The sequence below is a fragment of the Amycolatopsis sp. NPDC104775 genome, from assembly GCF_055583325.1.
Genome location: NZ_JBVJOE010000001.1, coordinates 301,034 through 325,245, shown reverse-complemented (window position 1 = coordinate 325,245; position 24,212 = coordinate 301,034). Strand labels below are relative to the sequence as shown.

Genomic DNA, 24,212 nt, shown 5'->3' with positions numbered 1-24,212 from the left:
CACCGGGAAGGGAGCAACAGGTGAGTACAGTGCGCGAAAGCACCGCGGAGGGCAAGAAGAAATCGCTTGCCGACATGTTGGCCCGTGCACGCGCCAAGATCACCGACGGACCGCGTCCCCGCCAGGACCGCGGCAACGTGCCGCTGTCGTATTCGCAGGACACCCTGTGGGTGGTGGACCAGCTCGCCACCGGCAAATCGACCTACAACGTCGCCTTCCTGTTCCGCCTCGAAGGCGAACTGGACGCCGACGCGCTCACCGAATCCTTCGCCAGCATCGTCCGCAGGCACGAGGCGCTGCGGACCTACGTGCTCGAAGAGAACGACGAATTCTTCCAGGGGATCGTCGAGGATCCCGAGATCGTCGTCCCGCGTTCGTCCGCCTCGTCGGAGGCCGAGGCCCGCCGGATGCTCGACGAACTCGCCGAGGTCGGCATGACGCTGACCGAATTCCCGCTGTGGCGCGCGGATCTGGTCCAGGTCCGCCCCGATCTGCACTACTTCGGCCTGGTGGTGCACCACATCGTCTTCGACGGGGTGTCGACGGCGATCTTCTTCGAAGAACTCGAAAAGGAATACAACGCGCGCCGGACTGGCACGACGCCGGCCATCGAACCGCCCGCCGTCCAGTTCGCCGATTTCAGCGAATGGCAGCGCAAGCAGATGCGCGCCGGGGCCTGGCAGGCCAGCGCGGACCACTGGGCGGAGGCACTGCGCGACGTCGAGGTGATGGACATCCCCGGCGACCGTCCGCTGCCGCCCGCGGTGACCTATCCCGGCCGCGCGGTGGTCCAGACCTGCGAGGGCCTGGCGACCCAGGCCAACCGGCTGGCCGCGTCGCTCGCGACGACCCCGATCACGGTCTACGCCACGGTGATGGCCTGCCTGTACCAGCGTTATTCGGGGTCCGGCGACGTCATCTTCGGCATGCCCAGCGCGAACCGCGCCGAGGTCGAATGCGAGCGGACCCTCGGGTTCTTCATCAACATGCTGCCGCTGCGGTTCCAGCTCGACCCCCGGGAGTCGTTCCAGGAGTCGATCAAGCGGGTCCAGCAGCGGCTGCGCGGCGCGCAGGCGCACGGGTACCTGCCGCTGGAGCAGATCATCGCGAGCGCGCAGGTCCGGCGCGATCCGGCGCGGTCCACCTTGTTCCAGTACACGCTGACGATGAACGAGTGGACCGAGCCGATGCGGCTGGACGGGATCTCCGCGACCGAGGTCGAGGTGCCGACCACGCGGGCGAAGTTCTTCCAGCAGTGGACGATCGCGCGCAGCGGCCCCGATCTCGAGGTGCACACCGTCTACAACACCGACATCTTCGACCAGGCGACGATCGAAACCATGCAGCGGGTGTTCGTCTGGCTGCTGCGCAGCGCGATCGCCGACCCGGGCGTCACCCTGCGCGAACTGTGGGACCACGACAGCGAATCCCGCCGGATCCAGGCCCAGCTCGGCATCGGCACGCAGGCGCCGGCCCCGGCAGGCAACGTCTTCGCGCACTTCTGCCGGGTCGCCGACGAGCACGCGGACCGGCTGGCAGTCAGCACTCCCACGAAAGACCTGACCTACCGGGACCTGCGCCACCGGGTGGACGCGCTGCGCGGCTATCTGGCCGAAGCCGGAGTCCGCGCCGGGGACCGGGTCGGCGTCGCGCTGGAACCGTCGGCCGATTTCTCGGCGACTGTCCTCGCGCTGCTCGCGCTCGGCGCGGTTTACGTGCCGATCGACGCGATGAACCCGCGCGGCCGGATCGAGGCGATCCTCGACGACGCCGACCTGCGCTGCGTGGTGTGCGACGCGACGACCGCCGGGGTCGCGCCCGGCGCGGAATGCCGGTTGCCGGTCGACGCCCCGGTCCCGGCGGACCTGCCCGAACCGGCGCGCGGCGGGAGCGAAGTCGCGTACCTGATGTACACCTCGGGCAGCACCGGCAAGCCGAAAGGCGTGCTGATCACCCACGACAACATCCTCGGCTTCATCCGGAACGTCCAGACGCTGTTCGAACTCAGCCCGGCCGACCGCGTGCTGGGCTACGCGTCCTGCGGGTTCGACGTGTCGGTGTTCGAGATGTTCGGCGCGCTGCTGAGCGGGGCGTCGCTGCACGTGGTGCCGTCGGTGATGCGGCTGAGCATGGCGGAGGTCCAGCAGTTCCTCCAGGACCACCGGGTCACCGTGACCGATCTGCCGCCGTCGGTGATGAAGCTGCTCGACCCGGGGCCGCTGGACGATCTGCGGATCGTGTTCGTCGGCGGCGAGGCCTTCTCCCACGAGCTGGTGCGGGCGTGGGGCAAGGGCCGGCGCATCTTCAACGGCTACGGCGTCACCGAATGCACCGTCACCAGCGTCGTCGAAGAACTGGAAGAGCCGCTGCCGCCTGCCGGGCTGCCGATCGGCGGCCCGATGGACAACCACGTCGCGTACGTGCTGGACGAGCACAACCGGCCGGTGCCGCAAGGGGTCATCGGGCAGCTGGCGCTCGGCGGGGTCGGGCTGACGCCGGGCTATTGGCGGCGCGACGAGGACAACCGGGAGAAGTTCATCCCGGATCCGGTCGGGCCCGATCCGTCCGCGCGGGTGTATTTGACCGGCGATCTGGTGCGGCACAACGGAGACGGCCGGCTGGTGTACGTCGGACGGCGCGACCGGCAGGTCAAGATCAACGGGGTGCGGATCGAGGTCGGCGAGATCGAGAGCGTGCTCCGCGCCGCCGAGGGGCTCCGCAACGTGTACGTCCAGGTCCGCCAGGACGGGGAGCAGAAACGGATCGTCGCCTACTGCGCGACCGGGGGCAGCAGGCAGGCCAGCGAAAGCTCGCTGCGGGAGTACTGCCGCAAGCGGCTGGTGTCCACGATGCAGCCCTCCACCTTCGTGCTGCTGGACGAACTGCCGATCAACGGCAGCGGGAAAATCGACGAACGAGCGCTGCCGGACGCCGATTTCACCGTCGAGGCCGCGCCCGTCGAAGAGCTCACCGAGCTCGAACGGGCGATGCTGAACGACGCGTTCGGCCCGATCCTCGGCCGCACCGATTTCCCCAAGACGGCGAGCTTCTTCGACCTCGGCGGCACGAGCCTGCAAGCCGCGCAACTGGTTTCGAAGATCAAGAAACTGTTCTCGGCGACGATCTCGCTCGCGGCCTTCTTCAACGATTCGAGCGTGCAGAGCATGGCGCTGGAGGTCGAACGCGCCCGGCTGGCGTCGCTGCCCGCCGAGGAACTGGAGAAGGCCATCGCCGGAATGACCGAAGAGGACGTCGCCCGGCTGCTGGCCGGCGAATGAGCGGACGTGGAGCGCATCCGGAAAGGAGGAGAGATGGTCGGTGACGGCGAACGCCTGAGCAGCTATCTCAGCGCGAGGTCGGCGGCACCGGGCGTGCCGGGACTGGTCGAGCTGAGCCGGTCGGCGCCCGGCGCGAAGGCCCTGCTGTTCGCGCATCCGGTCGGCGGCAGCCTGCTGACCTACCAGCCGCTGGTCCGGAGGTTTCCGGACTACCGCTGCTGGGGGCTGGAATCGTCGCGGGCGGTGCTCGACGCCGGCGATCCCGGGGAGTCGATGCAGGATCTCGCCCGCCGCTACGCCGAGGTTCTCGCGCAGCACTGCCCGGACGTCGATCTGGTGTGCGGGTGGTCTTTCGGCGGCGCGCTGGCCTGGGAAATCGCCAACCTGTTCGCGGCGCGGGGAAAACGGCCGAAGGTGGTGCTGCTCGATTCGACCTGGTCGACCATCGCGTACGAGGAGTCGACCCTCGCCGAAGAACGGGAGTGGTTCGTCCGCGACGCGTTGCGCTCCAACGGGCACGACGGCGAGTTCCCGGCGGCGACTGACTCCGAAGCGGCCGAGATCGTCGGCATGGACGAGGAAACCTTCGCCGAGCGGCTCCGGATTTTCGGGCACAACAGCCGTCTTCTCCGCAAGTGGAAGCCGACGCCGGGCGCCCTGGACGTCGTCGTGGTGCGGGCGGCGGAGTCCTTCAAACGGGACTGGCGCACGGTGACCTCGGGCGAGGTCGACTTCCAGGAACTGCCCGGCGAGCATTACGGCCTGCTGCGGAACGCGGACACGCTCGCCACCATCGAGAAGATCATCCGCAGCGCGCTGGATCTCCCTTCGCACCCCGCGCAAGCCGGCACCGGTGCGGAGCCCGAGTTGCACGCGTCCCTGAAAGAGCTGGTCGAAACCCCGCATTGGCGCGATCTCGTGCTGCGGGCGCGCAGGATGGAACCGGAAGCGATCGCCGAGGCTTACCGGGAACTCGGCCGGCGCGGCCTGCTCACGCCGGACTGGCCGGTCGAGTTCGGCGGCTCCGGGTTGCCGACGAAGGCCGGGGTCGAGCTGTTCGAGCAGTTCATCGCCACCGGGCTGCCGGACCTCGTGTACGCGCTCACCGTGCAGATCGTCGGCTACTTCGTGCTGAAATCCGGTTCGGACCGGTTGAAACGCGATCTGCTCCCGCGGATCAGCCGGGGCGAGGAATTCGCCACCGTGCTCTACAGCGAGCCGCGGGCGGGCAGCGATCTCGCGTCGCTGCGCGCCCGGGCGGACCGCCGAGGCGACGGTTACGTCCTCAACGGCGTCAAGGTGTTCAGCATCTACAGCCACCTCTCGGGCTCGGCGCTGGTCGCCGCGCGCACCGGGGACGAGGGCCACAAGTACGACGGCATCACGCTTTTCGTCATCGATCTCGCCGCCAAGGGCGTGAGCGTCGAGCTGGTCGAGACCATTCAGCCCGAGCAGATGTGCCGGGTGCGGCTCAAGGACGTCGAGGTCGAGAGCTGGCGGCGGATCGGGGAGGAGGGCCGCGGCTGGGCGCTGCTCGACGGCGCGCTGGCCATCGAACGCACGGGCATCGACCACGTCGTCCGAGCGGCGCGGTGGCTGAAAGCCTTGCGCGCGGCGGCGGTCGGCCCGGACGAGCTGCAGTTGCTCGAAGGCCAGGTCGAATGCGCGACGACGGTGGCCCGCGCGGCCACGGAGGTGTTCCTGCGCCCCGACGCGACGGCGACGGACACCGCGGTCGCCAAGCTGTACACCAGCGAAACGTGCCAGCAGGTCGGGCACGAGGTGCTGCGCCGCTGGCGGACGCTCCGGACCGAACCGCACGAGGGCCTGATCCGCGAGGAACTGCTGTCCGGCCTGACGGAATCTCCTGGGCTCACGCTGTCGGCCGGGTCGTCGGAGATCATGCTGTCGACGCTTTCGGTGGACCTCAAGGAGGAATACCCCGCCCGGTGCAAGGAGATCCTGCACCGGTTCGGCGGGGAACTCGCCGACACGGTGGTCGAGGTGCTCGAACCGGTCGGCGCCGCGATCAAGGCCACCCCGCTGTTCAGCTACTCCGCCGACCGCCGGGCCGCACTGGCGGACACGTTGGCGGAGCTGGGTTTCGACCAGGTCGAGACTCCCGAGGACGACGGCGGGCTCGGTCTCGGCCTGGCAGTCGGCTGCTCGATCAACCTGGGGCTGGGCTACCTCGGCTTCGAGAACGCCTACCAGCCGACGGCCGAACCCGGCGCTCGCGAAGGCCGGGTGCGGCACGCGGCGTACGTGCTGGGGCTGGGCCTCGGACTGTTCCGGACCGCTTGGGAGCACGCCGCGGGCCGCGAGCAATTCGACCGGAAGCTCGTCGACATCGACGCGCTGATGTTCCCGCTCGTCCGGTCGTACGCCGAACTGCGCGCGGTGGGCATCCGGCTGCAGGAGATCGCGGACACCCTGCCGGACCTGGACGACGCGGCGTTGCGGCGGTTCGAACTGGTCGAGGAGGACGTCATGGTGCGCGCGGTCCGCGCCTCGATGCAGGTGCTGGGCGCGCAGGGCATCACGGAGTGGTCGGTCGCCTCGCGGTTTTACCTGCGGTGCGCGGAGAATCTCGGCCTCGCGGCCTGACTGTCACGCAAAAGGAGACGTTTACATGCGGGTCGCCCTCGAAATTCCCGAGGCTGTTTCCGAGGTTCCGGACGGGGCCTCGCCCGAGCTCTACGACGAATCGCTGTACTCCGCCCAGGACATGCACGCCGTCTGGCAGCGGATGCGCGCCGAGGGCGGCCTGCACCGGCAACGGACTCCGGACGGGCAGGAGTTCCTCGCGGCGACGCGGTACGCCGACGTCAAGGCGGTCCTGAACGACCACCAGACGTTCTCCTCGGCCTACAGCACCATGCTCAGCGTGCGCGGCGACGGGGATGTCGCTGCGGGCGCGGCGATCCACCTCACCGATCCGCCGCTGCATTCGGAACTGAAGCGGATTTTCACCCCGCTGATGACCGTGCAGGCGACGCAGCGGCTCCAGGTGGGGATCGAGGCGAGGATGCGCGAGCTGTTCGACGCCGTCCGCGGCAAGGAGGCCTTCGACTTCTGCGAAGAGATGATCACCTTGCCGATGACGATCACCGGCCCGCTGATGGGCATTCCGGAAAGCGAGTGGCCGGTCACCGGCCGGGCGACGGTCCGCGCGATGGGCGGGGCGGACGTGCCGGAATCCGAGCGGCAGCGCCGGTTCGCCCTGTTCGAGGCGCACACGACGATCATGACCGTGCTCGGCGAGGTGCTCGAATCGGGCCCGTCCCAGGACACGGTGAGCGGCCGGTGCCCGCTCGCCGCCGAAGCGGTCGGCGATCCGGACCGCGACGTCGCGCTGCTGAACGCCTACGCCTTCCTGATGGGGGCGAATCCGACGGTGCCGCAGACGATCAACCAGACCCTGATCCTGCTGGCGAGCGACGATGAGCTCTGGTCGTGGTTCGTCCGCCAGGAACGCACCGACCAGCGGTTCGTGGACGAGGCGCTGCGCTGGGCGAGCCCGATCAACCACGTTTTGCGGCGCGCGGCGGCGGACACTACGCTCGCCGGGACCGAGGTCCGGGCGGGGGAGCTGGTCACCGCCTGGCCCGCCTCGGCCAACCGGGACGAGGAGGTATTCCCGGAACCGTTCAGGTTCGTCCCCGACCGCTCCCCGAACCGGCATCTCGCCTTCGGGCTCGGCGCGCACCGGTGCGTCGGCCAGCACGTGGCCGTCGCCGGGTTGAAGACGTTTTTCGATCTGTGGCGGGAAAACGTGCGGTCCTTCTCTCTCTCGGGGCCGCCCCGGCATCTCGTCTCGAACTTCTTGAACGGCGTCGTGCGCCTGCCGCTGGCGATCGGCTGGGCCTAGGCCGGGGACGCCGCGAAAGGAGGACTGATGAGCGAACTGGTGACGAGCGTGGTCGGACCGGGCGACTGGCCCGCGATCGACGAGTTCTTCGGGCCGAAAGGGCTCGTCGAATACTGCTGGTGCATGTATTTCCGGCTGGGCTCGAAGGATTATTCGGCGTGCCGCCCGGCCGCGCGGCGGGCGACGCTCGGCGAGCTGGTCGAGGACGGCGAACGGGTCGGCGTGCTCGGCACGGTCGACGGCGTCCCGGTCGGCTGGCTCGGCGCGGGCCCGCGGCTGGGTTTTCCGCGGCTGCGCCGGTCGCGGGCGGCGAAGCTGCTCGAAGGCGACGACCCGGAACGGATCTGGTCGATCGTCTGCGTGTACCTGGCGCGCGAGCACCGGCACCGCGGCCTGCTCCGGCAGCTGATCAACCGGGCCGCCGAGTGGGCGGAAGAGGAAAAGGCCGATCTGATCGAGGCGTATCCCGAGGACGACCGGGATCCGGCGTCCGGTTTCGACCCCTACAGCTTCCACGGCCGGGTCAGCACCTTCGAGGCGTGCGGCTTCACCGTCGTCGAGCCCCGGCTGCAGCGCAGAGCCCTGGTGCGAAAGGAGTTCCGGTGACCGTCCACGAAATGCTCCGGCTCGAACCGTTCTTGAACAACCAGGCGGCGACCACGCCGGAGAACCTCGCCGACGGACGGCTGAACGTCTGGCGGAATTCGATTCCGGCGCAGCCGGGGCCGGTGGAACGGGTGGTCGACGGCGTCCCGCTGCGCAGCACCCGGCTGGACGGCAGCGGTCCGGACAATCTGGTCTGCTCGGGCCAATGGATCGAGGTCCCGCGCCGGCGCTGGGACTGGCTGTACGTCATCGGCTGCGGCGAGCGGCGCGTCCGCGACTACGTGACCTGGCATTTCGCCGACGGATCGGCGAGCAGGGACCGGTTCGAGCTTTCCGACCTGTGGGAGGGCCGGTCGGACTACGGCGAGGAATTCGCGCTGCGCACCGACACCATCCACTATCCGCAGCACGTGCAGGAACGCATCGGCATCACCCTGTGGTGCCAGCGCGTTCCGGTCACCCGCAGGCGGCCGCTGCGCGCGCTTTCGCTGCCGGAGAACCCGGCGGTGCATTTGTTCGCGATGACGCTGCTGGGCCGCTGAACCACTGTTTCGGAAAGGTTTTCGGCATGCCACGACTACGCGGCTGGGACGGTGCGACCGGCACCTACCCGCAATGGTACGAGGATCCGTTGAGCTGCCTGCAGACCACGGTCGGCAGCATTCTGCTGGAGCACGGCCTTCGCCCGGTCGAGGTGCTCGGCCTCGCGTGCGAATTCGCGTTCGCGCCCGGGGACGCCATGTGCGAGGAGTTCTACCGTCCCGCGCAGAGCAGCCGGGGCGTCGCGGCCGATTTGTGCCCGTATCACGACGTGGAATCGGAATGGACGTCGGGCACGAATGCCGACGAGCTGATCGAACTGATCGAAAAGCATGCGAGCGTGATCGTCGCGGTGGACAATTACCACCTTCCGTTCCGTCCCGCTTATCACGACGTCCACGCCGCGCACCTGGTCGTGGTGCCGGGCTGGCGGAAGTCCGGCGGGGAAACCGAGTTCTACGTGTCCGACGCGCAGCCGCCCCGTTTCCAGGGGTGGCTGCCCGCCGAGCACCTGATGAACGCGTGGACCTCCGGCAATCCGGCCGACCACCAGGACGTGTTCTTCTCCAGCAGCGAAATCGCCGGGCGGTTGCTGACGGTTCGGGTGGGTTCCGAGCCCGGAGAATTGACCGCCGACGAGTTCAGCCGGGCGATCGAGGGCAATCTCGCGCGCTGGAACACCGGTGCGGCAGGGGAAGCGGAGCGCGTGTGGACCGGCCGGGCCGGGGTTCGCCGCTTCGTACAGCAATTGCAGGAACGCAGCGGCGATCCAGCGGAATTGCGGCCCGCTTACACGTTCGGCTGGGCGATGCAGGCGCAAGCGTTCCTGCACGGCCGGCTGGCGCAGGAATTCGCGCACCGAGTGCGGGTGCCGTATCTGTCCGGAATCGCCGCGGCCGCGGACAGCGTGATGTCGGCGTGGTCGAACCTGCGGTTGCTGAGCGCGCACGCGGCCGGAATCAGCCGGGTGCCGGAATTGGTGCTGCGCCGCGGCGACGAACTGGTGCATGCGTACGAGCAATTGGCCGTCGAATGGCGGCTCGCGTTGTCGAGAGGATGGGCGGAGGCCGGATGACTACCGGAGGCGATGGCGAGCTCGCGCTCGCCGGCGGGGAGCCGGTCCTGCCGTCGCTCGCGCCGGTGGACTGGCCGAGGACGACCGACGCGGACCGGGCCGCGGTGCTCGCGGTGCTGGAATCTAACGTCTTCGTGTCCGACCGCGCGGGGCTGACCGCGGTCGAGCGGCTGGAACGGTCCTGGGCCGAGTTCCTCGGCGTGCGCCATTGCGTCGGCGTCAGCAACGGGACCACGGCGATCGAACTCGCGCTGCTGGCCCACGGCGTCGGCCCGGGAGACGAGGTCGTGGTGCCCGCGCTGACCTTTGTCGGGACGGCGATGGCGGTGACGCACGTCGGCGCGACACCGGTGTACGCGGACGTCGATCCGGCCACCTTCACGATGTCGCCGCGCAGCCTCAGCGCGGTGCTCACCGAGCGGACGAAAGCGGTCGTCCCGGTTCATCTGCACGGACTCAGCGCCGACACCACGGCCATCACCGACCTCGCCCGCCGTCACGGTTGCGCGGTGATCGAGGACGCCGCGCAAGCGCACGGAGCCCGGTATCACGGCGTCCCCTGCGGTGCGTCCGGCAACACGGCGACGTTCAGCCTGCAGATGACGAAGAACCTCCCGACCTGCGGCGAAGGCGGTCTCGTCGTCACTGATGACGACAGCGTCGCGAACAGCCTGGTCCAGCTGCGGCAGTTCGGCGAACTGATCAGGCCAGACCAGCCGCGGCGGTATGTCAGCCATCGCCTGGGGTTCAACGCGAAGCTGAGCAACGTCCAAGCCGCCTACACCGGCAGCCAGCTGGAACGCTTCCCGGCCTACCACGCGGCGCGGCGGCGGAATGTCGAGGATTTCCTTTCCCGGCTGCGGAACCTGCCCGGGCTGGTCTGCCCGAGCGAGCCGGAGGGATACGAGCACGCCTGGCACATCCTGCGCTTCGTCGTCGACCTGGACCGGCTTTTCCCAGACCTGAGCACAGCGGCGGCGCGCACCCTGCTGATCCGCGCCTTGCGCGCGGAGGGCGTGCCCGCGACCCGCTACCAGATGATGCCGCTGCCGGATCAGCCCGCGTTGCGATCCCTCTGCCGGCAGCAGCCAGCCTGGCCGGTGACTCAGGACGTCATCGACCGGAGTTTCACCATCCAGCAGCGGCATCTGCCGCCGGACGCCGGGCCGTTGCTGCAGCGATTCGCCGACGCCGTCGAGAAAGTCTGGTCGAACCTCGCTGTTCTGGAGAAAGGCGCGGTCTCGTGACCACAGCTGTGCGCAAGCCGGACCTCGAGGCTTTGGAAGCCCGCGCGGACCGCATCCGCGAGCACATCGTCGAAATGTGCTCCGGTCCGGAGGGCGGCCACCTCGGCGGCTCGATGTCGTCGGTCGAGATCCTGGTCGCGCTGTTCTTCCACGTCATGAACCTCAACCCCGCCGACGCCGAGTGGAAGGGCCGGGACGTTTTCGTCCTGAGCAAGGGGCATTCGGCGATGGCGCTGTACGCCACGCTCGCCGAACGCGGGTTCCTCGCCCCGGCGGAAATCCCGACCTTCTGCCGTCCCGGCAGCCGCTTGGCGACCCACGGCAACGTCGCGGTCCCCGGCGTCGAATTCGCCACCGGCTCTCTCGGCCACGGACTCGCCCTGGCGAACGGGGTGGCGTGGGCGCAGCGCAAGGCTGGCGCACCGCCCGCGAACACCTTCGTCCTCGTCGGCGACGGCGAGCTGCAGGAGGGTTCGGTGTGGGAGGCGGCGCAGGTGGGCCGGGCGCTCGACGCGGGCAACCTCGTCGTGATCGTGGACGCGAACGAGTTCCAGCAGACCGGTGCCGTGCACGAGGTGAGCGACGGTGCGCCGCCCGCGCAACGGTGGTCCGGCTTCGGCTGGCACACGGTGGAGGCGGCCGGACACGACCTGTCCGACCTGTGTGCGGCGTTGGAGGAGGCCGCGGCGGCGGGGGAGCCGACGGCAGTGGTGTGCCGGACGGTGAAGGGGAACGGCGCGGGGATTCTGTCCGGGCGGGCGGTGTCGCATTTCGTCCGGCTCGACGCGGCGAAGCGCAGACGCGTCGAAGCCGGGATGCGGGGAGGTCCGCGCCGTGGTTGAGACCGAAACCGACCGCAAGAGCACCCGCACCGCCTTCGCCGCCGCGTTGCCGGAGCTGGCGATACGCCACAACGTGCTCGTGGTCGACACAGACACCGGAACTATCACGCCAACTCCCGAGATGGAATATCTCAACGTCGGCATCGCGGAATCCGCCGCCGTCGGTCTCGCCGCGGGCGCCGAACACCTCGGCTGGCGCGCGCTGGTCTGCACTTTCGCGGCCTTCTCGGCGAGCCGGGCGTTCGAGTTCATCAAGCTCGACATCGCCTATCCGCGGCGGCGGGTGTGCATTGTCGGCACGCATGGCGGCGTCAGCGGCGGCTGGCTGGGCCCGACGCACCACTGCGCCGAAGACCTCGCCCTGATGAACGCACTGCCGAACATGCGCGTGGTCGTCCCGGCCGATGCCCGGCAGACGGTCTCGCTGCTGGAGCAGTGCCTGGAGTACGACGGGCCGACCTACCTCCGGCTCGGGCGCAAGGATTCGCCGGTGTTCAGCGGATTGGCCGAGCCGGAACTCGGTGTCCCGCAAGAGGTCCGCGCCGGGGAAGACGTCGCGCTGGTCGCCACCGGGCCCGAAATGCTGCTGACCGCGCTGGAAGTCGCGCGCGGACTGCTGGCGGAGGGCTATCGCGCGCAGGTGATCAACGCGCACACGGTCGATCCGGAATCCGCCGCCGCGGTGAACGATCTCATCGGCGACGAATGCCGATGGCTGGTGACGCTGGAAGAAGCGTGGCCGTCGGGCGGCATGGGCGCGCAGGTCGCCGCGGCGGCCGGGGCGCGCGGGATCCGCTGGCTGCCGATCGGGCTGGAGGGCTTCCTGGCCCCGGGCTCGCACGCGGACCTGCTCGCGGCGGGCGGGCTCGACGCCGGCTCCGTTCTCCGCCGGGTGCTGGCTTTCACCGGAGAACTTCAACCGACAGGGAAGGGGACGCACATGACCACCGAATGCCTCAGCTGCGCCGGGGATGTCCAGATCCAGGCGGACAGCTATCCCGGAGAGATCGTCAGCTGCCCGAAATGCTCGGCGGAGCTGGAAATCTTCTCCACCGCGCCGCTCAAGCTGGCGATCGCGCCCGAGTCCGAAGAGGATTGGGGCGAATGACCGCCGCGGCGGTGGGCATGGCGGCCTCGGTCGTCCGGTACGAGGAACGCCGTCTGCTGTCCGAATTGGACGGTCGCGGCCTTCCGGTGCACCGGCTGGACCCGCGCGCGATGTCGTTCGCGCCGGAGCAGCTCGACCGGCTGCCGGGCTTGCCGGTGCTCAACCGCGAGATCTCCGCACAGCGCGCGCTGCTGATGGCCGAGACGCTCGAAGCGTTCGGCGCGTATCCGGTCAACGACGCCGAGGCGTGCCGGGTCTGCGGCAGCAAATGGTCGACCTACCTGCGGCTTCGCCAGTGCGGGATCCCGACGCCGACGACCCTGCTCGCGCAGACCCCCGAAGCGGGATTGCTGGCGATCGAAGCGATCGGCTACCCGGCGGTGGTCAAACCGCTCGGCGCGTCGTGGGGCAAGCGGGTCAGCTTGATCACCGACCGCTACGCCGCCGAGGCCGTGCTCGAACACTGCGCGGAACTGCCGTCGGCGGCGATGCGGACCGCGATCGTCCAGGAGGCGGTCCGGCCCGGTTCGCCGGATCTTCGGGGCATCGTGGTCGACGGCGATTTCCTCGGCGCGATCGTCCGGTCGGGCACCGACTGGCGCAACAACGTCGCGCGGGGAGCGGCAGTCGAACTGCTCGCACCGGACGACGAGGTGCGCCGGTTGTGCCTGGAAGCGACCGCCGCGGTCGGCGCCCGGATGGCGAGTGTGGACCTGGTCGAGGGCGCGGACGGCCGCCGGCTGGTGCTCGAAGTGAACGCCCGGCCGGAGTTCCGCGGTTTCGAGAGCGCGACCGGCATCGACGTCGCGGCCCGGATGGTCGACCTGTGCGCGGGCGCCGTCCTCGAAGAGAGGGAGACGGCGTGAAGCGGATCGCGGTGGTGGGCGGCCGGGGGTTCGTGGGCGGCGAACTGCTCCGGCTGCTCGTGCACCACCCCGGAGTCGAGGTCGTGGCGGTCACCTCGGACACGCACGCGGGCCGGGCGGTGGAGACCGCGCATCCGCCGCTGCGCGGAAGCGGCCTCCGGTACCGGCAGCGCGCGGACCTGGAGCCGGTGGACCTCGTGTTCCTGGCGGGCGTGCACGGTTCCACCGCCAAGATCCTCGACGAGATCAGCGAGTACGCGCCGAAGATCGTCGATCTGACCGCGGATTTCCGGATCGAGGACGCCGAGCTCATGCAGCGTTATTACGGCTGGAACCGCGGGGAAGACAGCGCGTTCGTCCGAGGATTGCCGGAACTGCACCGCAAGCAGATCGTGGACGCGGATCGCGTCGCTGTCCCCGGCTGCATGGCGACCTGCGCGATTCTCAGCCTCGCACCGCTGGCTCAGCGCGGTCTCCTCCGCTCGGTCCAGATCGATGCCCGGACCGGCAGCAGCGGTTCCGGCGCATCGGCCGACACGTCGAACTCTCACGCGCTTCGCAGCGGCGTGCTGCGGGTGTTCGCCCCGTTCGGCCACCGGCACGAAGCGGAGGTGACCGAGGCGCTCGGCGTGGAGTCCTCGATGACGGTGACCGCGACACCGCAGGTCCGCGGCGTCCAGACCCTGGCGCGAGTGCCGGTCGAGCTGAGCGAGCGCGAACTCGTCCGCCTCTACCAGGAGGACTACGGCACGGAACCGTTCGTCCGCCTGCTCACCAGCCCGCGCGGCGCGTTCCGCTATCCGGACCCGAAGGTGCTGCTCGGCTCGAACTACTGCGACATCGGCATCGCGGTGGACAACCGGGGCAGCGCGCTCGTGATGGCCAGTCTCGACAACCTCGTGAAGGGCGCGGCCGGCGGCGCCGTGCAATGCATGAACCTGTTGCTCGGCCTTCCCGAAACCAGCGGGCTGGCCTTCCCCGGATTGCACCCGGTGTGAGCGCGATGAGAATTGTCGTGAAATGGGGCGGAAGCCTCTCCGGACGCGGGACCGGCCTCGCCGACGACCTCGCGGCGCTGTGGCGCACGCACCGGATCACCGTGGTGCACGGCGGATCCCGGGACATCGACCAGACGATCAGCGAACTCGGCCTGCCGCGCCGCACCCTGGAGTCCCCGGACGGCATGCGGACCAGGTACACCGACGAAGCGACCCTCACCGCGGTGATGATGGCCCTGCGCGGCCGGACTCAAGCGCGGCTGATCTCCGCATTGCGGCAGCGGGGAGTTCCGGCGGTCGGACTGTCCGGAATGGACGGAGGGCTCGTCCGCACCGAACGGAAAGCAGCGATCCGCGCGGTGTCCGACGGTCGCACCCGGGTGGTGCGGGACAACCTGGCCGGTCGCGTCGTGAGCGTGGACCCTCGCCTGGTAGACGCCGTGCACGCGCTCGAAATGGTGCCGGTCGTCTGCCCGCCGGGCCTGACCGCCGACGGCCAACCGACCAATGTGGACGCCGATCGGATGGCCTGCGAAATCGCCGCGGCCTGGCGCGCGGACCGGCTGCTGCTGTTCACCGACACCGCCGGGCTGCTCGCCCGTCCGGACGATCCAGCGTCCACCGTCGCGGAGTTGAGCGTGGCCGACGCCGAAGAGCTGATCCCGACGCTGAGCGGGGGCATGCGGATGAAGGTCGCCGCCGCGACGGAAGCCCTTGGCAAGGGACTGGGTGCGGTGCAGATCTGCGACGGCCGCGGGGGAGCGCCCCTGACCGAAGCGCTCAGCGGAAGCGGAACCTTGATCGGGAAGGGGCTGGGCCCGGCATGACGATTCAGGATTTCAGCACGCGGGAAGGCGAGCTGGTCGACAGCGCGGCGGTCGCGCTGCTGGCCGAGGCGGTGTCGATCCCGTCTGTCTCCGGCTGCGAACGGCAGCTGGCCGAGCGGCTGCGCGAGGTCGCGGCGGGCTTCGGCGCCGAGAGTTTCCTTGACGACGTGGGAAACGTGCACGCGATCGTCGGAAGCGGCGTGCGGACGGTCCTGCTGCTGAGCCATCTCGACACCGTTCCCGGCGAGGTGCCCTTCGCGCACACCGAGACCCACATCCGCGGCCGCGGCGCGGTCGATGCCAAGGGGCCGCTGATCGCGATGCTCGTCGCCGCGCTCACCAGCCGCGACCTCGGCGTTCGGGTCCACTGGATCGGGGTGGTCGAAGAGGAAGCGTTGTCCTCGCGTGGTGCCGAGCATGTACGCGAGACGGTGCCGATGCCGGACGCCGTGCTGGTGGGCGAGCCGAGCGGCGCTTCGACGGTGACCGTGGGCTACAAGGGAATGGTCCAGCTCGACGTCCGGTGCGAGGTCACGCGTACGCACACCGCGACCCCCGAACTGAAATCGAGCGAGACGCTGATCGCCGCACTGGCGCGGCTTCTCGACATTTTCTCGACGCGGGGCAACGCGAACTTCGGCGACGTCGGCATGGTCGTCAAGAACGGCCGCTTCGAACCGTTCTCCAGCAGTTGCTCGCTGTCCTTCCGGACTCCGCCGCACCAGTCGCCAGAGGAACTGCGGCGCCAAGTCTCGGCGATCCTGGGCGAACACGTCGAAGTGACGTTGGCATACGAGGTCCCGCCAGTTGTCGTACCACGGAGTTCGCCGTGCGTCCGCGCACTCTCCCGGGCGATCGCCATCGAGGGGCGAAAACCCCGGTACAGCCTGAAAACCGGCACCAGTGACATGAACACGCTGAGCCGCACCTGGACCGTCCCGATGGCCACCTACGGCCCCGGCGACCCGTATCAGAACCACACCGACGGGGAGCACATCGCGATCGCGGAATACCTCGCCGGCGTCCGGATCCTGCGGACTGCCCTGCGGGAACTGGACAACTCGCTCCTGGAGGTGAAGTCGTGACCAAGCTGCTGGCGTTGTGGTGCGTCCCGCGGTCGCGCTCGACGGCGTTCGAGCGCGCGATGTACGAGCGCGGTGATTTCCTGGTGATCCACGAACCGTTCTCGCGCGTGTGCGATTTCGGCACCGCGGACGTCGACGGCCGGACCTGCACCAGCCAAGACGAAGTCATGACCGCCCTCCTCGAGACCGCGGCCGAGCGACCGGTGTTCTTCAAGGACACCACGGACTTTCCCATCGACCGCCTCGGCGCGAACCCGGCCTTCGTCAGCTCCTGCCAGCACGCCGCGATGGTCCGCAATCCGCGCGACACCGTCCGCTCGCACCTCGTCATGCAGGCCGACGCGACCTCGCGGGCGATGGGATTCCGGAACCTGTGGGACATCGTGGCCACCGTCCGCGCCGCCGGGATGCCGATGCACCTGGTCGACGGCGACCGGATGGTGCGCGGCCCCGAGCAGGAGATGACCGCGTACTGCGCGGCGATGGGGATCCCGTTCGTGCCCGGTTCGCTCGCGTTCCGGAAGGAACCGCCGGCGAGCTGGGGCGCCACCGGCCGCTGGCACGCCGGGGCCAGCGCCTCGACCGCGCTCGGCGTCGCCGCCCGCCCGCGGGAGGACCTGCCCGCCGGACTCCAGCTCGTCGCGGAGAGATACGAACGCGACCAGCTGCCGTATTACGACCGCGTCCGGGCGGTGCTCGACGGGAGGAACGCAACCCCGGGAACAGCCGGGCAAGGATCGCAAAGGAGTGCACATGAGTTTGGGGCGTAGCTTCACCCGCCTGTGGATGTCGCAGGTCCTGTCGAATCTGGGCGACGGCCTGGTGATCGCCGCCGTGCCCCTGCTCGCCGTGGTGGTGACCAGGGATCCGCTGCTGATCGGCGGGCTCACCGTGGCGCAGTTCCTGCCGTGGCTGGTGTTCACCCTGCCCGCGGGAGCGCTCGCCGACCGGGTCGACCGGCGGTTCATCATGGTCTGGGGCAACGTGGTCCGGGCGGCCGGTTTCCTGCTGCTGGTGCTGATGCTGGTCGCGCACCTGCACAGCATCGCGATCCTCTACCTGGCCGTCTTCCTCACCGGCACCGCCGAAACACTCGTGGACAACGCCGCGCTGACCGTCCCGCCGCGGCTGGTCGAGCGCAAGGACCTGGAGCGGGCGAACGGACGGCTGTTCGCCACCCAGTCGGCGATCCACAGCTTCATCGGGCCGCCGGCGGGCGCCGCGCTGTTCGCGATGTCGGCGGTGCTCGTGTTTTCCACCAGCGCCGGGCTTTTCGCACTCGCCGCGCTCGCTCTGGTGACCCTGCCGCGGATGTTGCCCACCGCGAACGACACCAGCGGCAGCACCCATTCGGCGGGCGACGTCGTGCGCAGCATCAAGGAAGGCTGGTCGTACTTCTGGGACCACCGGCTGCTGCGCCGGGTCGCGTTCATCTCGGCCTCGATCAACTTCTTCTCCTCCGCCACGGCCAGCCTGCTCGTGCTCATCGCGACCGGCCCGCTCGGCGTGACGACGTCCTGGTACGGGTTTTTCATCGCGGTGCCCGCGGTCGGCGCCATCCTCGGGTCGCTGATCGCGGCGAAGGCGGTGCCGCTGCTGGGCGGCGGGCCGGTGACCTGGCTCGCCGCGCTCGTCCCTGCCGCGAGTTACGCGGCGCTCGGCCTGACCCACAGCGTCGTCCTGGTCGAAATCCTGATGTTCCTGAGCGCGATCGCGACGGCGCTCAACCAGATCGTGGTCAGCACGCTCCGGCAGGCCGCGGTGCCGGACGAACTGCTGGGCCGGGTCACCGCCGCGTACCGGCTGATCGTGCTGGGCGTCGTCCCGCTGGGCGCGCTGCTGGGCGGCGCGCTGGCCCGCTGGCAGGGGACGGGCGCCACGTTCGTCGCGGCCGCGATCGGGCTGACGCTGTCGGCGTTCGTGTTCGCCTCGCGCGTGACGACGCGGGGGCTCAAGGAAGCCGAGGCGGCCGGGCATTCCCCGAGGCCCGTCCCGCTCGAACCGATCCCCGGAACCGACTGATCCCCGCGTTTGCCCCGGAAGTGCTGCGAAGAGGAGTTCCCGTGCCCGAAAGCCGTGTTGCCCTGTCGCCCGCGGAGTACGAACGCCCCGCCGACGAACTGGAGGAACGCGTCGCCGCGATCATGGCGGCGGTGCTGGACGTCGACCTGGTCGGCAGGCGCGACAGTTTCTACGACCTCGGCGGCGGATCGCTCGCGGCGATCCGGATCTGCGCCCGGATCTCCGGCAAGATCGGCTGCCGGCTCGACCCGACGGTGCTGCTCGAACACGACGAGCTGGCCGATTTCGTCGAGCAGATCCGGCAGGGCGCGCCGTGAGCGTCCACGGCGCGGTCGCCCGGCACTCCGGCGACGCGCTCGCGCTGGTCCACGGCTCCGAACGGGTCAGCTACCGGACGCTGGTCGCGGCGGGAAAAGCCGTGGCGCACCGGCTGGCCGCGGAGGGCGTGCGTCCCGGCGACATCGTCCCGCTGGTGCTGCCGCGCAGCGCGCAGCTGATCGCGGTCCAGCTCGGGGTGCTGATGGCGGGCGCGGCCTACGCAGTGCTCGACCCGCGCTGGCCGGAGAGCCGGATCGCGGCGATTCTGTCCCAAGTGGACGATCCGGTCGTCGTCGGCCGCCCTGGCGCCGGTCCGGGCGTCACCTGCCCGCTCGCGCCGGTGGCGCTGGCCGAGCTCGCCGCTGACGTCCAGGCCGCACCGGTGTTGTCCGGGCCGGAAGACATCGCGATGGTGTTCTTCACCTCCGGCAGCACCGGTGTCCCCAAGGGCGTTCTCGTGCCGCATCGCGCGGTGACCAGGATGTTCGGCCCGGACGGTTTGCCGGGCTTCGGGCCTGGACATGTCACGCCGCAGGTCGCGCCGGGCTCCTGGGATATGTACGCCTTTGAGCTGTGGGGTCAGCTGACCACCGGTGGCACGTCAGTCGTGGTCGAGGAAAGCCACCTGATGCCGAGCCGGCTGCGCGATCTCGTCGCCGAAGAAGGCGTGGACACGGTCTGGCTGACGACCTCGCTGTTCAACCTGATCGTCGACGAGGACCTCGACGCGTTCAAAGGCGTCGAAACGCTCTATGTCGGCGGTGAGAAACAATCGCCCCGGCACGTCGGGATCTTCCTGGAGCGCTTCCCGGAAATCCCGCTGTGGAACGGTTTCGGCCCGGCGGAGAACGGAATGCTGACGACCGTGCACCGGATGACGCCGTCCGATGTCGGGGTGCCCGGCGGGATTCCGGCCGGCGCGCCGGTGCCGGGCACGGAGGTGGTCATCCGGCGCGAGGACGGCTCCCCCGCACTGGCTGGCGAAGAGGGCGAGATCGTGGCGCGCGGCTCGGGCGTGGCACTGGGATACCTCGGCGACGAACGGCTGTCGCGCGAACGGTTCCCGCGACCGGGGGAGTACCGCACCGGCGACCTCGGATTGATCGACGAGCAGGGAATCCTGCACTATCGCGGCCGCCGGGACCGGCAGATCAAGCTCAACGGCAATCGCATCGAACTCGGCGACATCGAGGCCGCCGCGGCCGCGGTCCCGCAGATCCGCACCTGCGCCGCGGTCGCCCGGACCGACGCGGACGGCCGGGTCGCCCAGATCGCCCTGGTCTACACGCTGGCCGACGGCGCCCGGCTGTCCCCGCAGCAAGCGCGCAAGGAATTCGCCGCGCTGCTTCCCTCCTACGCCGTCCCGACGAGATTCGAAGCGGTGGAAGAACTTCCTCGCCGGGAGAACGGCAAAGTCGACCTGTCCGCGCTGGAGAACCGATGACGGACGTCTTCCCGCAGACCTTCGAACAGGAAGCGATCTGGATAGCCGACCAGTTCGCGGGGCAGCCCTCGCCGTTTCTCGAAACCTGGGCGCAGCGCATTTCCGGCCCGCTCGACGTCCCCGCGCTGGAACGCGTGTTTCAAGCGCTGGTGAACCGGAACGCCGCGTTCCGCACGCGGTTCACCCTCGACGAAACCGGACCGGTCCAGCTCATCGATCCGGCGGGCGCACTGCCATTCGAACGTCTGCCATGGCCGGGCGGAGATCTGCACGAAGTGCTGCGGCGCGCTGGACAACGTCCGCTCGACCTCACCGAGGCACCGGCGCGGGTGACGCTGTACGACTGCGCACCGGGCGAATACGTACTGCTGCTGCAGATCCACCACGTCATCGTGGACGACGCCTCGCTGGTGCTGATCGACCGCGAACTGTCCACACTGTACGCAGGACAGGCCGGTGACGTCCCAGTGCTGACCCTCGGCGAGCACGCCGTCCGTCAACGAGCGGCGGGGGTATCCGCAGAAGATCTTACCTTCTGGTCCTCGTATCTCAACGGCGCACGATCGATGTCTCAGTTGCCGCCGCACCCGCGTCCGCTGCCCAGCAGGCGAAGCACCGAGTGCGCCTGCGTCCGCGCCACCCTCTCCGCCGAACTGGGCGACGCGGTCCGCGCGGCCGCTCGTTCCCTGCGCACCACGGCGAACGTCGTGATGGCCGCCTGCTTGGCACTGACCGCCGCCGCGGTGAACGACGAGGACATCGTCATCGGGACCCCGATGTCCCGCCGCGGCGACCCTGACCTGGACAACGTCATCGGCTGCCTGACGGATCTGCTACCGGTGAGATACCAGGTGCCCGCTACTGCCACGGCAGGCGAGGTCTGCGCCGCCGCGAAACGCACGTCCTTAGCCGTGCTGCGGCACCGAAACGTGCCGTACGCGCTGCTCGGCGGAGGCGTCACGCGTGAGCGCGGCGTGCTGTCCGGCGAACATCTGGGCCGGATCTGCCTGGTCCTGGACGAAGCACCAAGCCAGCTGACGCTCCCCGGCCTGCGTTGCGAACGGGTGTACGTCGCGGGCGCGGCGGCGAAGTTCGACTGGCTGCAGTACGTGGTCGCGGACGGCAAAAGCTGGCAGGTCCGGGCCGACTACGCCACCGACTGCTTCACCGCCGACGAAGCGCACACCGTGCTGGAGCAATGGCAGACCGCGCTGTCGCTCGTCACGGGCGACCTCGACCTCCCCGTGCGCACCCTGCTCGACCGGCTGGCCGAGACCGGCCGGACCACCGAACCCGCGGAGGGCCGCAGATGACCGCGCCGTCGTACGAACTGACGCATTCGGAAGCCTTGGAAGCCGAGGCCGTGCACATCTTCCGCGAGGTCGCGGCGACCTCCGCCCGCCCCGCGCTGCTGTTCTCCGGCGGCAAGGACTCCGTGGTGATGCTGCACTTGGCGCGCAAGGCGTTCTGGCCCGCGCCGGTGCCGTTCCCGCTCGTGCACATCGACACCGGCCACAACTTCGACGAGGTGATCGAGTACCGCGACGAGGTCGTCGCGAAGCTCGGCGTGCGCCTCATCGTCGGCCGCGTGCAGGACGACCTCGACCGAGGCCGCGTCACGGAAGACCTGCGGGCAGGCCGGAACCGGCTCCAGACTGTGACGCTGCTGCGGACGATCAACGAACAAGGTTTCGACGCCGTGTTCGGGGGAGCGCGGCGCGACGAGGAGAAGGCGCGCGCCAAGGAACGCGTGTTCAGCTTCCGGGACGAATTCGGCCAATGGGACCCCCGGAACCAGCAACCGGAACTCTGGCGGCTGTACAACGGACGCCACCGCAAGGGCGAGCACATCCGGGTGTTCCCGCTGTCGAACTGGACCGAACTCGACATCTGGACCTACATCGCCGCCGAGCGCATCGACCTGCCGCCGCTGTACTACGCGCACCGCCGGCCGGTCGTCCGCCGCGACGGGATGCTGCTCGCCGACACCCGGTTCCTGCACCGCCGCCCCGACGACGAGGAACCGTTCACCGCGACCGTCCGCTTCCGCACCGTCGGCGACGCGACCTGCACCGGCTGCGTCGAATCCACCGCGGCCACCCCGGCGGAGGTCGTCGCCGAGGTCGCCGCCACCCGCGTGACCGAGCGGGGCGCCACCCGCGCGGACGACCGGATCTCCGAGACCGGCATGGAGGACCGAAAGAAGGAGGGGTACTTCTGATGAGCCACCTCGTCCGGCTGGCCACCGCGGGCAGCGTCGACGACGGAAAGTCGACGCTGATCGGACGCCTGCTGTATGACTCCAAGGCGATTTTCGAGGACCAGCTCGCCGCCGTCGAGCGGACCAGCGCGCAACGCGGCGACGCCCGGACCGACCTCGCCCTGCTCACCGACGGCCTGCGCGCCGAACGCGAACAAGGCATCACCATCGACGTCGCCTACCGCTATTTCGCCACCCCGCGCCGGAAATTCATCATCGCCGACACCCCGGGCCACCTCCAGTACACCCGGAACATGGTCACCGGAGCGTCCACCGCCGACGTCGCGCTCATTCTTGTGGACGCGGAAAAAGGCGTGCTGGAGCAGTCTCGCCGGCACGCGTTCGTCGCCAGCCTGCTCGGCGTCCCGCACCTGGTCGTGTGCGTGAACAAAATGGACCTGGTCGGCTACTCGCGGGAACGTTTCGCCGAGATCGTCGAGGAATTCCGCCGTTTCGCCGCGAAACTCGACGTGCACGATCTGGCCTTCGTGCCGGTTTCCGCCCTGCACGGCGACAATATCGTCAACCGCAGCGCGGAAATGCCGTGGTACGAAGGCCCCGCGCTGCTGCACCGCCTCGAAGAAGTGCATGTCGCATCCGACCGCAACCTGATCGACGCCCGGCTGCCCGTGCAGTACGTCATCCGCGCCCACGGTTTCGCCGAGGGACAAGGCTTCCGGGGCTACGCCGGCACAATCGCTGGCGGCGTCTTCAAACCCGGCGACGAGGTCACAGTCTTGCCGTCCGGATTCGGCACCACGATCGCCGCCGTTCGCGGCCCGGGCGGCACCGCGATCCAGGAAGCGTTCGCCGGGCAGGCCGTCACCGTCGAACTGTCGGACGAGATCGACATCGTCCGCGGCGACCTGATCTGCCGCCCCCACAACCGTCCGCACGTCGCCACCGACCTCGACGCCATGGTCTGCTGGCTGACCGAACACAGCTCCCTGTCCGCCGGCGCCCGGTACCTCGTCCAGCACACGACCCGAGAGGCCCCCGCGATCGTCCGCGACTTGGACTACCGGCTGAACATCAACACGCTGCACCGCGACCAGTCCGCCGATTCCCTTTCCCTGAACGAAATCGGCCGCATCCGCCTGCGCACGCAGCAGCCGCTGCACTTCGATCCGTATCGCCGCAACCGCGACACCGGCAGCTTCGTGCTCGTCGACGAGGTCAGCAAGAAAACCGTCGCCGCCGGGATGATCATCGGTCCCGCGGAAACCGGACCGTCGGTCGTCTGGCACGAACCGGCCGTGACCCGCGCCCGCCGCCCCACCTCGGGAATGACCGTGTGGCTGACCGGGTTGTCCGCCTCGGGAAAGTCCACTGTGGGCGCCGAGCTGGAAAGCAGGCTGGTCGCCTCCGGCCGCCCCGCCTACCTGCTGGACGGGGACAACCTGCGCCACGGCGTCAATGCCGGGCTGGGGTTCTCGGCTCAGGACCGCAAGGAAAACGTCCGCCGGACCGGGGAGATCGCCAAACTGTTCGCCGACGCGGGCACTGTGGCGGTGGTGACGCTGATCAGCCCGTACCGCGCGGACCGGGACGCGGTCCGGCGCAGCCACGAGGAAGCCGGACTGCGCTTCGTCGAGGTCTTTGTGGACACTCCCTTGGCGACCTGCGCGGCCCGCGACCCGAAGGGCCTGTACGCGAAGGCCCGGCGGGGCGAGATCGTCGGCTTCACCGGCGTGGACGACCCGTACGAGGTGCCGCGCAGCCCGGACGTGGTGCTGCGCCCGGACGACGGGGACGCCGTCGCGCAGGCGGAGATCCTGCTGGAGTGGCTCGGCCGGGAGGTGTCCGGCTGTCGGTGAAAATCCCG

The 24,212-nt window shown here is 69.6% G+C and carries 20 protein-coding genes; all 20 read left to right on the top strand.

From position 1 onward, the window contains the following. The first annotated feature begins 20 nt into the window (after nt 1–20). Genes ACZ63D_RS01350 through cysC form a run of 20 tightly spaced genes read left to right on the top strand, consistent with a single transcriptional unit; the run spans nt 21 to nt 24,204 of the window. Entirely contained in the window at nt 21–3,278 is a 3,258-nt protein-coding gene (locus ACZ63D_RS01350; protein ID WP_465352293.1) for a non-ribosomal peptide synthetase, read from the top strand. Between the two features lie 33 nt (nt 3,279–3,311). Next, nucleotides 3,312–5,885 (top strand): alpha/beta fold hydrolase, encoded by a 2,574-nt coding sequence (locus ACZ63D_RS01345; protein ID WP_465352292.1) that lies wholly within the window; start codon nt 3,312–3,314, stop codon nt 5,883–5,885. Nucleotides 5,886–5,910: 25 nt separating this feature from the next. After that, nucleotides 5,911–7,149, top strand: coding sequence for a cytochrome P450 (locus ACZ63D_RS01340; protein WP_465352291.1), 1,239 nt, complete (start codon nt 5,911–5,913; stop codon nt 7,147–7,149). Nucleotides 7,150–7,176: 27 nt separating this feature from the next. Continuing rightward, entirely contained in the window at nt 7,177–7,755 is a 579-nt protein-coding gene (locus ACZ63D_RS01335; protein ID WP_465352290.1) for a GNAT family N-acetyltransferase, read from the top strand. Beyond that, nucleotides 7,752–8,297: a hypothetical protein gene (locus ACZ63D_RS01330; protein ID WP_465352289.1), complete on the top strand. Its 546-nt coding sequence runs from the start codon at nt 7,752–7,754 to the stop codon at nt 8,295–8,297. Before ACZ63D_RS01335 ends, ACZ63D_RS01330 begins: the two co-directional genes overlap by 4 nt. 26 nt (nt 8,298–8,323) lie before the next feature. After that, nucleotides 8,324–9,370 (top strand): BtrH N-terminal domain-containing protein, encoded by a 1,047-nt coding sequence (locus ACZ63D_RS01325; protein ID WP_465352288.1) that lies wholly within the window; start codon nt 8,324–8,326, stop codon nt 9,368–9,370. After that, a complete protein-coding gene (locus ACZ63D_RS01320) occupies nt 9,367–10,617 on the top strand; it encodes a DegT/DnrJ/EryC1/StrS family aminotransferase (protein WP_465352287.1) in 1,251 nt (416 codons plus the stop codon). Before ACZ63D_RS01325 ends, ACZ63D_RS01320 begins: the two co-directional genes overlap by 4 nt. Beyond that, nucleotides 10,614–11,459, top strand: a complete 846-nt coding sequence (locus ACZ63D_RS01315) for a transketolase (protein ID WP_465352286.1) — start codon at nt 10,614–10,616, stop codon at nt 11,457–11,459. The genes ACZ63D_RS01320 and ACZ63D_RS01315 overlap by 4 nt, the downstream gene beginning before the upstream one ends. After that, nucleotides 11,452–12,567 carry a transketolase C-terminal domain-containing protein gene (locus tag ACZ63D_RS01310; RefSeq protein ID WP_465352285.1) on the top strand — a complete coding sequence of 372 codons (1,116 nt, stop codon included), beginning with the start codon at nt 11,452–11,454 and terminating at the stop codon, nt 12,565–12,567. Before ACZ63D_RS01315 ends, ACZ63D_RS01310 begins: the two co-directional genes overlap by 8 nt. After that, on the top strand, nt 12,564–13,433 hold the full coding sequence (locus ACZ63D_RS01305; protein WP_465352284.1) for a RimK family alpha-L-glutamate ligase: 870 nt from the start codon (nt 12,564–12,566) through the stop codon (nt 13,431–13,433). Before ACZ63D_RS01310 ends, ACZ63D_RS01305 begins: the two co-directional genes overlap by 4 nt. Next, a complete protein-coding gene (gene argC / locus ACZ63D_RS01300; protein WP_465352283.1) occupies nt 13,430–14,431 on the top strand; it encodes an N-acetyl-gamma-glutamyl-phosphate reductase in 1,002 nt (333 codons plus the stop codon). The genes ACZ63D_RS01305 and argC overlap by 4 nt, the downstream gene beginning before the upstream one ends. A 5-nt stretch (nt 14,432–14,436) precedes the next feature. After that, complete coding sequence (locus tag ACZ63D_RS01295) at nt 14,437–15,258, top strand: [LysW]-aminoadipate kinase (RefSeq protein WP_465352282.1); 822 nt, start codon at nt 14,437–14,439, stop codon at nt 15,256–15,258. Next, the gene (locus ACZ63D_RS01290) at nt 15,255–16,343 is read left to right on the top strand and encodes a M20/M25/M40 family metallo-hydrolase (protein ID WP_465352281.1); all 1,089 of its coding nucleotides are present in this window, start codon (nt 15,255–15,257) and stop codon (nt 16,341–16,343) included. Before ACZ63D_RS01295 ends, ACZ63D_RS01290 begins: the two co-directional genes overlap by 4 nt. Next, the gene (locus ACZ63D_RS01285; RefSeq protein WP_465352280.1) at nt 16,340–17,113 is read left to right on the top strand and encodes a sulfotransferase-like domain-containing protein; all 774 of its coding nucleotides are present in this window, start codon (nt 16,340–16,342) and stop codon (nt 17,111–17,113) included. The genes ACZ63D_RS01290 and ACZ63D_RS01285 overlap by 4 nt, the downstream gene beginning before the upstream one ends. Beyond that, complete coding sequence (locus ACZ63D_RS01280) at nt 17,097–18,365, top strand: MFS transporter (RefSeq protein ID WP_465352279.1); 1,269 nt, start codon at nt 17,097–17,099, stop codon at nt 18,363–18,365. The genes ACZ63D_RS01285 and ACZ63D_RS01280 overlap by 17 nt, the downstream gene beginning before the upstream one ends. A 41-nt stretch (nt 18,366–18,406) precedes the next feature. Then, nucleotides 18,407–18,682 (top strand): phosphopantetheine-binding protein, encoded by a 276-nt coding sequence (locus tag ACZ63D_RS01275; RefSeq protein ID WP_465352278.1) that lies wholly within the window; start codon nt 18,407–18,409, stop codon nt 18,680–18,682. Further along, the gene (locus ACZ63D_RS01270; RefSeq protein WP_465352277.1) at nt 18,679–20,127 is read left to right on the top strand and encodes an AMP-binding protein; all 1,449 of its coding nucleotides are present in this window, start codon (nt 18,679–18,681) and stop codon (nt 20,125–20,127) included. The genes ACZ63D_RS01275 and ACZ63D_RS01270 overlap by 4 nt, the downstream gene beginning before the upstream one ends. Beyond that, nucleotides 20,124–21,440 (top strand): condensation domain-containing protein, encoded by a 1,317-nt coding sequence (locus ACZ63D_RS01265; protein WP_465352276.1) that lies wholly within the window; start codon nt 20,124–20,126, stop codon nt 21,438–21,440. Before ACZ63D_RS01270 ends, ACZ63D_RS01265 begins: the two co-directional genes overlap by 4 nt. Beyond that, a complete protein-coding gene (gene cysD, locus ACZ63D_RS01260) occupies nt 21,437–22,348 on the top strand; it encodes a sulfate adenylyltransferase subunit CysD (protein ID WP_465352275.1) in 912 nt (303 codons plus the stop codon). The genes ACZ63D_RS01265 and cysD overlap by 4 nt, the downstream gene beginning before the upstream one ends. Next, nucleotides 22,348–24,204: an adenylyl-sulfate kinase gene (gene cysC, locus ACZ63D_RS01255; RefSeq protein WP_465352274.1), complete on the top strand. Its 1,857-nt coding sequence runs from the start codon at nt 22,348–22,350 to the stop codon at nt 24,202–24,204. The genes cysD and cysC overlap by 1 nt, the downstream gene beginning before the upstream one ends. The last annotated feature ends 8 nt before the right edge of the window (nt 24,205–24,212 follow it).

Bases quoted from the DNA above. Each gene is read 5' to 3' on its own strand.
- ACZ63D_RS01345 (WP_465352292.1), top strand. From the start codon at position 3,312: ATGGTCGGTGACGGCGAACGCCTGAGCAGCTATCTCAGCGCGAGGTCG.
- ACZ63D_RS01340 (WP_465352291.1), top strand. From the start codon at position 5,911: ATGCGGGTCGCCCTCGAAATTCCCGAGGCTGTTTCCGAGGTTCCGGAC.
- ACZ63D_RS01335 (WP_465352290.1), top strand. From the start codon at position 7,177: ATGAGCGAACTGGTGACGAGCGTGGTCGGACCGGGCGACTGGCCCGCG.
- ACZ63D_RS01325 (WP_465352288.1), top strand. From the start codon at position 8,324: ATGCCACGACTACGCGGCTGGGACGGTGCGACCGGCACCTACCCGCAA.
- ACZ63D_RS01320 (WP_465352287.1), top strand. From the start codon at position 9,367: ATGACTACCGGAGGCGATGGCGAGCTCGCGCTCGCCGGCGGGGAGCCG.
- ACZ63D_RS01305 (WP_465352284.1), top strand. From the start codon at position 12,564: ATGACCGCCGCGGCGGTGGGCATGGCGGCCTCGGTCGTCCGGTACGAG.
- ACZ63D_RS01295 (WP_465352282.1), top strand. From the start codon at position 14,437: ATGAGAATTGTCGTGAAATGGGGCGGAAGCCTCTCCGGACGCGGGACC.
- ACZ63D_RS01290 (WP_465352281.1), top strand. From the start codon at position 15,255: ATGACGATTCAGGATTTCAGCACGCGGGAAGGCGAGCTGGTCGACAGC.
- ACZ63D_RS01280 (WP_465352279.1), top strand. From the start codon at position 17,097: ATGAGTTTGGGGCGTAGCTTCACCCGCCTGTGGATGTCGCAGGTCCTG.
- ACZ63D_RS01265 (WP_465352276.1), top strand. From the start codon at position 20,124: ATGACGGACGTCTTCCCGCAGACCTTCGAACAGGAAGCGATCTGGATA.
- cysD (WP_465352275.1), top strand. From the start codon at position 21,437: ATGACCGCGCCGTCGTACGAACTGACGCATTCGGAAGCCTTGGAAGCC.
- cysC (WP_465352274.1), top strand. From the start codon at position 22,348: ATGAGCCACCTCGTCCGGCTGGCCACCGCGGGCAGCGTCGACGACGGA.